Annotated in this window: 8 protein-coding genes; 3 read left to right on the forward strand and 5 right to left on the reverse strand. The window is 69.0% G+C overall.

What is annotated here, in order from left to right:
* Nucleotides 1–5 precede the first annotated feature (5 nt).
* Both IEW01_RS08305 and uvrA read right to left on the reverse strand, forming a co-directional pair.
* The gene (locus IEW01_RS08305) at nt 6–428 is read right to left on the reverse strand and encodes an NUDIX hydrolase (protein WP_188527142.1); all 423 of its coding nucleotides are present in this window, start codon (nt 426–428) and stop codon (nt 6–8) included.
* Entirely contained in the window at nt 425–3289 is a 2865-nt protein-coding gene (gene uvrA / locus IEW01_RS08310; protein ID WP_188527143.1) for an excinuclease ABC subunit UvrA, read from the reverse strand. Before uvrA ends, IEW01_RS08305 begins: the two co-directional genes overlap by 4 nt.
* 163 nt (nt 3290–3452) lie before the next feature.
* Here uvrA and IEW01_RS08315 point away from each other — a divergent pair, with 163 nt between their 5' ends.
* The 3 genes from IEW01_RS08315 to IEW01_RS08325 all read left to right on the forward strand — a co-directional run bounded on the left by IEW01_RS08315 (nt 3453) and on the right by IEW01_RS08325 (nt 6941).
* Nucleotides 3453–4874, forward strand: coding sequence for a VWA domain-containing protein (locus IEW01_RS08315; protein WP_188527144.1), 1422 nt, complete (start codon nt 3453–3455; stop codon nt 4872–4874).
* Nucleotides 4875–4972: 98 nt separating this feature from the next.
* Nucleotides 4973–5641, forward strand: coding sequence for a DsbA family oxidoreductase (locus IEW01_RS08320; RefSeq protein ID WP_188527145.1), 669 nt, complete (start codon nt 4973–4975; stop codon nt 5639–5641).
* Nucleotides 5642–5711: 70 nt separating this feature from the next.
* Entirely contained in the window at nt 5712–6941 is a 1230-nt protein-coding gene (locus IEW01_RS08325) for a multidrug effflux MFS transporter (RefSeq protein ID WP_188527146.1), read from the forward strand.
* 9 nt (nt 6942–6950) lie between these two features.
* Here the strand turns inward: IEW01_RS08325 and IEW01_RS08330 are convergent, their stop codons facing one another.
* From IEW01_RS08330 to IEW01_RS08340, 3 genes are all read right to left on the reverse strand, one after another.
* Nucleotides 6951–7901, reverse strand: coding sequence for a hypothetical protein (locus IEW01_RS08330; protein WP_188527147.1), 951 nt, complete (start codon nt 7899–7901; stop codon nt 6951–6953).
* A gap of 158 nt (nt 7902–8059) precedes the next feature.
* Complete coding sequence (gene mfd, locus IEW01_RS08335) at nt 8060–11533, reverse strand: transcription-repair coupling factor (protein WP_188527148.1); 3474 nt, start codon at nt 11531–11533, stop codon at nt 8060–8062.
* Between the two features lie 70 nt (nt 11534–11603).
* The gene (locus IEW01_RS08340; protein ID WP_188527149.1) at nt 11604–12131 is read right to left on the reverse strand and encodes a component of SufBCD complex; all 528 of its coding nucleotides are present in this window, start codon (nt 12129–12131) and stop codon (nt 11604–11606) included.
* Nucleotides 12132–12268 lie beyond the last annotated feature (137 nt).

Genomic DNA, 12268 nt, shown 5'->3' on the forward strand with positions numbered 1-12268 from the left:
CGCCGTCAGTCGCGCGCCCGCGCGGCGGCGAGCAGATCGGCAACCCCCTCCGACAGCGGCAGGGCCCCGTCGTGAATATCGGCGTCGGCCACCCAGCGCGCGGCGGCGGCATCGTCGGCGGCGCAAAGCGCGCCGCGCGCATCTTCGCAGGCCACCGCGACGAGGAAGAAATGGTAGAGCAGCCGCCCGTCGGGCGCGTGGTGCAGGATCTCCTTGCTGCCAAGCTGGGGCCCGGCGCTGGCTCTGAGCCCGGTTTCCTCCATGAGTTCGCGCAGGGCCGCCTCGGCCACGGTTTCGCCCGGCTCCACCTTGCCGCCGGGAAAGCCCCACAGCCCCTGGTCGGGCGGGTTGGCGCGCTGCACCAGGAGCGCCTCGCCGGGCCGGAGCGCCACCGCGAGCACCCCCAGCACCGGCGCGGCGGGGCTCATTCCGCGGCCCGGTGGCGCGGCTTCAGCATCTCGGCGAGGTAGTGCCCGGTGTGGCTTTCGGCCACCGCCGCCACCGCCTCCGGCGTGCCCTCGGCCACGATCCGCCCGCCGCCGTCGCCGCCCTCGGGGCCGATGTCGATGATCCAGTCGGCGGTCTTGATGACGTCGAGGTTATGCTCGATCACCACCACCGTGTTGCCCGCCTCGACCAGTTCGTGCAGCACTTCGAGCAGCTTTTTGACATCCTCGAAATGCAGCCCCGTGGTGGGTTCGTCGAGGATATAGAGCGTGCGGCCCGTGGCGCGCTTGGACAGCTCCTTGGAGAGCTTCACCCGCTGCGCCTCGCCACCCGAGAGCGTCGTGGCCTGCTGGCCGACCTTGATATAGCCAAGCCCCACCCGCATCAACGCGTCCATCTTCTCGCGGATCGAGGGCACCGCCTTGAAGAAGTCCTGCGCGTCTTCCACCGTCATGTCGAGCACGTCGGCGATGGACTTGCCCTTGAACCGGATTTCCAGCGTTTCGCGGTTGTAGCGCGCGCCCTGACAGGTTTCGCATTCCACGTAGACGTCGGGCAGGAAGTGCATCTCGATCTTGATCAACCCGTCGCCCTGGCAGGCCTCGCAGCGCCCGCCCTTGACGTTGAAGCTGAACCGCCCCGGCTTGTAGCCGCGCGCCTGGGATTCCGGCAGCCCGGCGAACCAGTCGCGGATCGGGGTGAAGGCGCCGGTATAGGTGGCGGGGTTGGAGCGCGGGGTGCGGCCGATCGGGCGCTGGTCGATGTCGATCACCTTGTCGAGATGTTCGAGCCCCTTCACCGCGTCGCAGGGCGCGGGCGTTTGCCGCGCGCCGTTCAGGCGCATCGAGGCGGTCTTGAACAGGGTTTCGATGGTGAGGGTGGATTTGCCGCCACCCGAAACGCCGGTGACGCAGACGAACTGCCCGAGCGGGAAATCCACCGAAACCCCTTGCAGGTTGTTGCCGGTGGCGTTTTCCACCCGCACCGCCTTGCCGTTGCCCGCGCGGCGCAAGGCGGGCACGGCGATCTCGCGCGCGCCGGTGAGGTATTGCCCGGTGAGCGAGGCGGGGTTCGCGGCGACCTCTTCGGGGGTGCCGCGCGCCACCACCTGGCCACCGTGCACACCCGCGCCGGGGCCGATGTCGAAGACGTAATCGGCCTCGCGGATCGCCTCCTCGTCATGTTCCACCACGATCACGGTATTGCCCTGGTCGCGCAGGTTTTTCAGCGTATCCAGAAGCCGTCCATTGTCGCGCTGGTGCAGCCCGATGGAGGGTTCGTCGAGCACGTAGAGCACGCCGGTCAGCCCCGAGCCGATCTGGGAGGCAAGCCGGATGCGCTGGCTTTCGCCGCCCGAAAGCGTGCCCGCGTTGCGGCTGAGCGTGAGGTATTCGAGCCCGACGTTGTTGAGAAAACCGAGCCGCTCGCGGATTTCCTTCAGGATCGCGCGGGCGATCTCGTTCTTCTGCGCCGAGAGGTGTTTCGGCACCGTCTCGCACCAGTCGAACGCCTCGCGGATCGACATTTCCACCACCTGGCCGACGTGCAGCCCCGCAATCTTCACCGCCAGCGCCTCCTCGCGCAGCCGGTAGCCGCCGCAGGCGCCGCAGGGGCGATTGTTCTGGTAGCGCTCGAATTCCTCGCGAATCCAGTTCGAATCGGTCTCACGGTAACGCCGCTCCATGTTGGGGATCACGCCCTCGAAGGGGCGCGTGACCTCGTAGACCCGCCCGCCCTCGTCGAAGCGGAAGCGGATCTCTTCCGCGCCGGTGCCGTGCAGGAACACCTGCTGCACATGCGCCGGCAGGTCTTTCCACGGCGTGTCGCGGTCGAACTCGTAGTGCTTCGCGATCGCCTCGATGGTCTGGCGGAAATAGGGGGACTTGCCCTTTCGCCACGGTGCCAGCGCGCCGTCGTAGACGTTGAGCGAGGTGTCGGGCACGATCAGGCGCTCGTCGAAGAACAGCTCGACGCCGAGCCCGTCGCAGGCCGGGCAGGCGCCGAAGGGCGCGTTGAACGAGAACAATCGCGGCTCGATCTCGGGGATGGTGAAACCGCTCACCGGGCAGGCGAATTTCTCCGAGAAGGTCATCCGCTCCGGCTCACCGTCCTCGGGCCTGGGCGCGGTTTCGAGCACCGCGATACCGTCGGCGAGGTCGAGCGCGGTGCGCAACGAGTCCGCCAGCCGCGTCTCCAGCCCCTCGCGGACGATGATCCGGTCGACCACCACGTCGATGTCGTGGCGGAAGTTCTTCTCCAGCTTCGGCGGATCTTCCAGCTCGTAGAAGCCGCCATCGACCTTCACCCGTTGGAAGCCCTGTTTGCGCAGTTCGGCGAATTCCTTGCGGTATTCGCCCTTGCGGTCGCGGATGATCGGCGCGAGCAGGTAGGCGCGGGTGCCCTCCTCCATCGCCATCACCCGGTCGACCATGTCCTGCACCTGCTGCGCCTCGATCGGCTTGCCGGTGGCGGGCGAATAGGGCGTGCCGGCGCGGGCGAAAAGCAGGCGGAGATAGTCGTAGATCTCCGTCACCGTGCCCACGGTCGACCGCGGGTTCTTGCTGGTGGTGCGTTGCTCGATCGAGATCGCGGGGCTGAGGCCGGAGATGTGATCCACGTCCGGCTTCTGCATCATGTCGAGAAACTGGCGCGCATAGGCCGAGAGCGATTCGACGTAGCGGCGCTGGCCCTCGGCATAGATCGTGTCGAAGGCGAGCGAGGATTTGCCCGAGCCTGAGAGCCCGGTGATCACCACCAGCTCGTCGCGCGGAATATCCACGTCGATGCTCTTGAGATTGTGTTCGCGCGCGCCGCGCACCTCGATGAACTTCTGTTCAGCCATGGGCCACCTCGTCTGACCCGGCCTTGATACGCCAAAGCGCGCGGGCCGCCAATCGGAAAAAGAGAACGAAAGCGGAACCCGGCTGCGCCGGAATGCCCTCTCCCCAAGCTCGTGATACATGGCTTACAATAACGCAGGTTCAACCCCCGTCACGGAGCCCGACATGCTGCGCCTCATCGCCTTTCTGCTCATCTTCCCCGCCGCGCTCCTGGCCCAGGGCGCGCCGAAGACCATCCTCGTGCTCGACGGCTCCGGCTCGATGTGGGGCCAGGTCGACGGAGTGAACAAGATCGTGATCGCGCGCGAGGTGATCGAGGGGCTGCTGACGACGCTGCCCCCCGAGCAGGAACTGGGGCTGATGAGCTACGGCCACCGCCGCAAGGGCGATTGCGCCGACATCGAACTGCTGATCGCGCCGGGCACCGACCGGGCGGCGATTCTCGACGCGGTGAACGCGATCAACCCGCGCGGCATGACCCCGCTTTCCGACGCCGTGATCGCCGCCGCCGAGGCGCTGCGCTACACCGAGGAGGCGGCGACGGTGATCCTCGTTTCCGACGGGATCGAAACCTGCGACCGCGATCCCTGCGCGGTGGGCCGCGCGCTGGAGGCCGCGGGCGTGGGCTTCACCGCGCACGTGGTCGGCTTCGATGTCGCGGGCGAGCCCGAGGCGCTGGCGCAGCTGCAATGCCTCGCGGAGGAGACCGGGGGGATGTTCCGCACCGCCGCCAATGCCGAGGAACTGGCGCGTGCGCTCGACGTGGTGGTGCGCACCCCGGACCCGGCGCCGGACCCCGCCCGCGTGACCTTCCAGGCGCTCGACGGCGCGCAGGGGCGGGTGATCCGCGACGGGCTGGTCTGGTTCGTCGAGACCGACGCGGCGGGCGTGGTGCTCGACAATGACGCCAGCGCGCCCGAGCCGGTGGTTTCGCTGCTGCCCGGCGAAGGGCGGGCCGAGGTGCTGCGGCTGGCCGACGAGGCGGTTGCCGAGGCGCGGTTCACCGTCGGCGCCACGCCGCTCACGGTCACGCTGGTGCTGCCCGAGTTCCGCCCGCCGGCCCGCGTCTCGCCCCCCGCCGAGGCCCCCGCCGGGGCGACGATCCCGGTCGCGTGGACCGGGCCGGATGCGCCCGACGATTACATCTCGGTCGCCGAGGCCGGCGCGCCGGAAGGCAGCCGCACCAGCAAGGTGTTCACCGAGCGGGGCAACCCGGCGATCCTGCGCCTGCCGATGATGCCGGGCGACTACGAAATCCGTTACGTTCTGCGCGAGGGCCTGCAGGTTCTGGCGATGCAGCCGATCACCCTCACCGAAGTCACCGCCGCGCTCGACGCCCCCGCCAGCCTGCCCGCCGGGAGCGAAATCAGCGTCGGCTGGGACGGGCCGGATTATGACCGCGACTTCATCGCCATCGCCCGGCCCGACGCGCCCGATACCGGCTTCGAAGTGCGCGCCTATACCGGCAACGGAAACCCGGCGCGGTTCAGGGCCCCGGCAACGCCCGGCGACTACGAGCTGCGTTACGTCGGCAACGACAACGGCACCCGGGTGCTCGCCCGGCAGCCGCTCACGCTCACCGAGTAGCACGCCCCAGGCGTCGCACGACCACGGCGGCGCCGACGCCTTCGCCCGACCGGCCGGGCCACCTTTCCCTGCGCGGCAATCCCCGTTACCAAAGGGGCATGGTCAAACTCGTCATCTTCTCCGATCCGATCTGCCCGTGGTGCTACATCGGCAAGGCCCGCCTCGACCGCGCGCTCGAGGCGCGGCCCATGCACCCGTTCGAGGTGGAATGGCATCCCTTCATGCTGAACCCCGACATGCCGCCCGGCGGGATGGACCGGCGCGCCTACCTGGAAGCCAAGTTCGGCGGCCAGGAGGGCGCGGTGCGGGCCTATATGCCGATCGTCGACGAGGCCAGGAGCGCGGGGCTCAACCTCAACCTCGAAGCCATCGCCCGCACGCCGAGCACGATCGACGCCCACCGCCTGATCCACTGGGCCGGACTGGAGGGGCGGCAGACGGCCGTGGTGTCGGCGCTGTTCCGGGCCTATTTCGTCGAGGGGCGCGATATCGGGGCGGCGGAGGTTCTCGTCGAGATCGCCGAACGCGCGGGCATGGACGGCGCGGTCACCGCCCGCCTGCTCGCCACCGAGGCCGATGCCGCCGACATCCGCGCCCGCGATGCCGATGCGCGCGCCAGGGGCGTGCGCGCCGTGCCCACCTTCCTCGTGGCGGGCACCCACGTGGTGCCCGGCGCGCAACCCACCGCGCTGTGGCTGAACGTGATCGACGAGCTCGCCGGCGACGCCGCCGACGGGCCGGCGCAGGAAAGCGGGCCCACCGGCTGAACCCGGCCGCTGGCCTCTGGCCATTCCCGGCAGCTTGCGGCAAAGAGGGGGCTCGAAAAGGACCCCCCCGATGCCACGTCTGCTCGCGCCCACGCGCCCCCTGCCCTTTGGCGAACTTGTGCTGCTGCTCGCGGCGCTGATGTCGATGATGGCTTTCGCCATCGATTCGATCCTGCCCGCCCTGCCCGAGATCGCCGCCGAATTCACCCCGCAGGATGCCTCGCGGGCGCAACTGGTGATCGCCGCCTTCATTCTCGGCACCGGGATCGGGCAATTCTTCATCGGCCCGTTCTCCGACAGTTACGGGCGGCGGCGCGCGCTGATGCTCGGCGTGGGCCTGTTCATCGCCGGCGCGCTCGGGGCGCGGGCGGCGGGGTCGATCGAGGCGCTGCTCGCCTTTCGGCTGTTGCAGGGCACCGGCGCGGCGGCGAGCCGGATCGTCAGCCAGGCGGTGATGCGCGACCTGTTCTCCGGCCGGGCGCAGGCGCGGGTGGGCTCGATCGTGTTCTCGTTCTTCGTCATCGTGCCCGCGGTGGCGCCGATGATCGGGCAGCAGATCATCGCCTTCGTCGGCTGGCGCGGGCTGTTTGCGAGCTACGGCTGGCTCGGCGCGGTGGTGCTGACCTGGTTCCTCCTGCGCCAGCCCGAGACGCTGCGCCCGGAGAACCGCCGCGCCTTCCGCCTCGGCCGGGTGCTGGTGGCGATGCGCGAGGTGCTGGCCACCCCGGTGGCGCTGCGCTACCTGCTCGTCGCCAGCCTCGGTTTCGGCCAGCTCATGGCCTATATCTCCTCGGCGCAGCAGATCTACGTCGACGCTCTCGGCGCGGGCGACCGCTTCGTCTACTACTTCGCGGGCGTGGCGCTGATCTCGGGGCTGTCGGGCTTCATCAATTCCCGGCTGGTGATGCGGCTGGGAATGCGCCCGCTCGCCTCGGTCGCCTTCGCCAGCCAGGGGCTGATCGCGGCGGCGCTCGCCGTGCTCTGGCTGTCCGGCATCATCTCGGCGCTGCCGCAGGGCTGGCAACTGGTCATCTTCATCGCCTGGTCGGTCAGCCTGTTCTTCATGAACGGGCTCACCTTCGGCAACATCACCGCGCTGGCGATGGAGCCGCTCGGCCACATCGCCGGCACCGCGAGCGCGGTGATCGGGGCGCTGTCGTCGATCCTGGCGGTCGCCATCGCCGCCCCCGTCGGGCTCGCCTACAACGGCACCCCCGGGCCGCTGCTCGCCGGGGCGGCGATCTGCTCCGTCCTCGCGCTGGCGCTGATCCGGGGCGATCGCGACCGGGTGCGCGGCTAGGCGCCGGGCCTACCCCGTCGCCCGCGCCAGCATCCGCGCCCTGAGCACCCCCGCCGCGCCGAGCTGCACCACGTAAGCCAGCATGATCGGCACCAGGAAACTCGGCCCGAAACGGTCGAGCGAGAACGAGGCGAGGATCAGCGCCAGCGTGATGTAACGCGTCACCATGTGCCAGTAGACGGCTCGGCCCTCGGGGCTGTCGCCGGTGAAGGCGGTGGCGAGCGCGATGGCCACAGCATAGAAGGTGAGCGTCGCGGCGAAACCGATCGCCAGCGTGGCCGGATCGAGGCGGAACAGGGCCTGGGCGCTGTCGAGCGAGAACAGGTAGAAGACGATCCCCGCCATGGTGATCTGCGAGATCGCCCGGGCGTGACGCTCGGCGAAGGCGACGAGACCGGGGGCGTCGTCGCGCGCCCAGCGGCTGATCAGGAACGGCAGCACGATCAGCACCAAGAAGGGCGCGAAGGGCGGGACGCGCAGCGAAGCGCCCGTGGCCACCCCCGCCGCTTCGACAGGCGGAAAGAACGGCGCCGCGAGGCCCGGGAAGGCGTCGAAAACCAACGTCACCGGCAGGATCAGCGCCAGGTTCACCACCGAGAGCAGGAACCCCAGCCGCACATCCGCGCCGGCGCTGCGGATCCAGGCCATCACCATGCCGCCGCCGGGCAGCAGCGCGAGCAGGAAAAGTGCGGCGGCGATGCCCAGATCGCGGCTGAGCCAGCCGATCAGCAGCGCGGCGGCGGCGAGCAGAACGAAGTTCAGACCAAGGTTGAGCGCGATCGGCCGCGCCTCGGCCCGGCCCAGCCGCAGCGCGGCGGTGTCGAGGCGAAACAGCGTCGGGGTGACGAGGAAGACCCCCGCGAAGATACAGACGAGGGCGGAAAAACCAAAGCCGCCGGTGAGCGCACCGACGCCGAGGCCCAAGCCCATGGCGGCGAGAAGGATCAGGATCTGTTGCATGGCTTCCCCGGTCTGGCCCTCGCTGCACATGGCGCCGCGACACGCGCGATCAAGCCGGGCAGTTTGTCGCGGGCGGGCCCGGGCGAAATCCGCGGCGGATTTCGGGCCGATTTCCGTACGGAAATCGTCGCGGTTTCCGTACGGAAACCGCCCTGCCCTCAGCCCTTGCGCTTCACCGTGCCGGCCTTCTCGGCGAGGTCGCGGGCGATGGCGAAGGCGCCCTTGATCTTGTCGGCGTCGCGCGCCCAGTCGCGGCGAATGACGATCTTGTTGTCGCGCACTTTCGCCAGCCCCTTCTGGTCGTTGAGGTATTCCACCAATCCTGCGGGGTTGGCGAACTTGTCGTTGTGGAACTGGATCGTCGCGCCTTTCGGCCCGCCGTCGAGCCGGGCGATGCCCGCCTTCTTGCACATCGCCTTGATCCGCACGATCAGCAAGAGCGTGTTGACCTCGCGCGGCAGCTTGCCGAAGCGGTCGATCAACTCGGCGGCGAAGCCTTCGAGCTCCACCTTGGTGCTCAGCCCCGAGAGCCGGCGGTAGAGCCCCAGCCGCACGTCGAGGTCGGGCACGTAGTCGGCCGGGATCAGCACCGGCACACCGAGGTTGATCTGCGGCGCCCATTGCTCGTCGGCTTCGGTCAGCCCCTCGCTCTCGCCCGAACGGATCTTGGCGATCGCTTCCTCCAGCATCTGCTGGTAAAGTTCGTAGCCCACCTCGCGCATCTGGCCGGATTGTTCCTCGCCGATCAGGTTGCCGGCGCCGCGCAGGTCGAGATCCTGGCTCGCCAGCATGAAGCCGGCGCCGAGGCTGTCGAGGCTGCCCAGCACCTTCAGCCGCTTTTCCGCGCCGGCCGTGAGCGGCACGCGCGGCTTGGTGGTGAGGTAGGCGTAGGCCCGCGTCTTCGCCCGCCCGACCCGGCCGCGGATCTGGTAGAGCTGGGCCAGCCCGAACATGTCGGCGCGCCAGACGATCATGGTGTTGGCGGTAGGGATGTCGAGGCCGGATTCGACGATGGTGGTGGCCAGCAGCACGTCGAACTTGCCATCGTAGAAGGCGTTCATCCGGTCGTCTAGCTCGCCCGCCGCCATCTGGCCATGCGCCACCACGTAGCTCACCTCAGGCACCTGGGTTTGCAGGAACGCCTCGATCTCGGGCAGTTCCTTGATCCGCGGCACAACGAAGAAGCTCTGCCCGCCGCGGTAATGCTCGCGCAGCAGCGCCTCGCGGATCGTCACGCTGTCGAACTCGCTCACGTAGGTGCGGATCGAGAGCCGGTCGACCGGCGGCGTGCCGATGATCGAGAGGTCGCGCACCCCCGAGAGGCTCATCTGCAGCGTGCGCGGGATCGGCGTGGCGGTGAGGGTGAGCACGTGCACGTCGGAGCGCATCTCCTTCAGCCGTTCCTTGTGGCTCACGCCGAAGCGCTGTTCCTCGTCGATCACCAAGAGCCCGAGGTTCTTGAACCGGACCGACTTGGCCAGAAGCGCATGGGTTCCGACGACGATATCCATCGTGCCATCGGCGATGCCCTTGCGGGTGCGCTCGGTCTCGCGCGCGCCGACGAAGCGCGAAAGCTGCCCCACGGTGATGGGAAAGCCGCGGAAGCGCTCGGCGAAGCTCTTGTAATGCTGGCGCGCGAGCAGCGTTGTCGGCGCGATAACCGCCACCTGCATGCCGCTCATTGCCGCCACGAAGGCCGCGCGCATCGCCACTTCGGTCTTGCCGAAGCCGACATCGCCGCAGATCAGCCGGTCCATCGGCTGGCCGCTGGCGATATCCTCGATCACGTCTGAAATCGCGGAGAGCTGGTCTTCGGTTTCCTGGTATGGAAAGCGCGTGGCGAACTCTTCCCAGGCGTGGTGCGGCGCTTCCAGCACCGGCGCCTTGCGCAGGGCGCGTTCAGCCGCGAGGCGGATCAGCTTGTCGGCGACCTGCCGGATGCGCTCCTTGAGCTTCGCCTTCTTGGCCTGCCACGCGCCGCCGCCCAGCTTGTCGAGAAGCCCTTCCTCGTGGCCGAATTTGCTAAGCAGTTCAATGTTTTCGACGGGGAGGTAAAGGCGGTCTCCGCCGGCGTATTCGAGCACCAGGCATTCGTGCGGCGCGCCCGCGGCGGTGATCGTCTCGAGCCCGGTGTAACGGCCGACGCCGTGATCGACATGAACCACCAGGTCGCCCGGGCTGAGCGCATTGGCTTCGGTGAGGAAGTTCTCGGCCCGCCGCCGTTTTTTCGGCGCGCGGATCAGCCGGTCGCCCAGCACGTCCTGCTCGGAGACGACGGTGAGGCCGATGCCGGTATCGGTCCGCGCCTCGAAGCCGTGCTCCAGCGGCCAGACCGCGAGGTAGACCCCGCCATGGCTCTCGGGCACGTCGCGCCAGTCGGCGATCTCGGCGGTGGCGGTCAGCCCCTCGTCGGCCAGAAGCCCCTTCAGCCGGTCGCGCGCGCCCTCGGAATAGGAGGCGACCACCACCGCGCCCGCTTCGCGCTTTGCCCGAATGTGATCCGCCAGGGCACTGAACAGGTTGATCTTCTCCTGCTGCCGCTCCGGGGCGAAGTTGCGCCCGATCCGGCCGCCGCCGTCGAGCACACCCGGCCCCGTGGCGCGCGGCAACTGGGCGAACTCGATCACCCGGCTTTGCGCCGTGGCCGCCTCCCAGCCGGACTCGTCGAGGTAGAGCAGCTGCGGCGGACAGGGCTTGTAGACCGAATCCATCCGCCCCTTCGCCGCCATCGCCGCGCGCCGCGTGTCATACTGGTCGGCGATACTCTCCCAGCGCGCCAGTCGCGTGGGCACAACCTGATCGTCGAGCATCACGCTGGCGCCGGGCAGGTAGTCGAACAGCGTCTCCAGCCGCTCGTGGAAGAACGGCAGCCAATGCTCCGCCCCCTGGTGCTTGCGCCCCGCGCTCACCGCCTCGTAGAGCGGATCGTCGGTCGTCGTCGCGCCGAACTCGATCCGGTAATTCTGCCGGAACCGGGTGATCGCCGCGTCGTCGAGGATCACCTCGCTCACCGGCGCCAGCTCGACCACCGAAAGGTTCTCGGTGGTGCGCTGGGTGACCGGGTCGAACCGGCGCGCGCCGTCGAGCACGTCGCCGAACAGGTCGAGCCGCACCGGCCCCGCCTCGCCCGGCGGGTAGATGTCGATGATCCCGCCGCGCACGGCGAAGTCGCCCGGTTCCATCACCGTGGGCGCCTGCGAAAAGCCCATGCGCACGAGGAACGACTTGAGCGCGTCGACATCGATCCGGCTGTCGACCCGGGCGGTGAAGCTCGCCTCACGCAGCACCTCGCGCGCCGGCAGCCGCTGGGTGGCGGCGTTCAGCGTGGTGAGCAGGATGAAGCGCTGCGTCGGCATGCCGTGGGCGAGGGCCGCGAGCGTGGCCATCCGGGTCGCCGACACGTCGGGGTTGGGCGACACCCGGTCATAGGGCAGGCAATCCCAGGCCGGAAAAGTGATCCGGGTGACATCCGGCGCAAAGAAATCGAGCGCCGCCGCCATCGCCGCCATCCGCCGCGCGTCGCGCGCGACATGCACGACCGGGCCGCCGGAGTTTTCCAGTTCGCGGGCGAGGAGCCGGGCGTCGTATCCCTCGGGAGCCCCCGAGAGCGTGATGGGGCGTGGATCGGTCATGGCCCGGGGCTGTTACTCCGCGCTGCGGGCGGGATCAACCGGTGATCGCGCAGCCGGCGCGCACCGCCGCTCAACCGCCCAGAACGCCGATCGACATGTTCTGGTACATCCCCCACATCGCGGTGATGAAGACCGAGATCATGCCGACGAACTGGGTTTGCACCCGGTGGCGGTGCATCCGCTTGCGCAGTTCGGCACCGGTGAGCGCACCGGCCCGGATCAGGTTCGCGGTGCGCAGCGACAACAGCCCCACGAACGACATCGGCGTGACGAGCAGGAACACCGCCTGGGCGAACTCGATGCCATACCAGAACCCCAGCAGCGCCAGCGCGGTGATCAGCCCCGAGGCCAGAGCCACCAGCCAGATCCCCGAGACGCCGGCGATGTAGAACAGCCGGTTGACGTTGATGCGCACCATGTCCTCGAGGTCGCGCTCGGCCTCGCCGCCGTGACGCCCGGCGCGCTGCACCATGTCCCAGGGCACGCCCAGAACCCAGTGCGAGGTGGTCGACCAGACCACGGCCAGTGCGATCCAGTACCACAGGTTGGAAAAGGATCGCATGTCGATGAGTTCGAAGACCGCCGAATACCAGTCCACCGTACCGCCTGTTGTCTGCCCCTCAATACGCGCCCCTCTTAACGCCCCGCATGGCCGAGCGCCAGCCCCGAGCGGGAAGCCTTGAGCCGGAGGCCCCGGCGTGGCAGATGGGGAACGCAATTGCCACGGAGACAGAC

The organism is Sinisalibacter lacisalsi (assembly GCF_014640115.1).
GTDB classification, from domain to species: domain Bacteria; phylum Pseudomonadota; class Alphaproteobacteria; order Rhodobacterales; family Rhodobacteraceae; genus Sinisalibacter; species Sinisalibacter lacisalsi.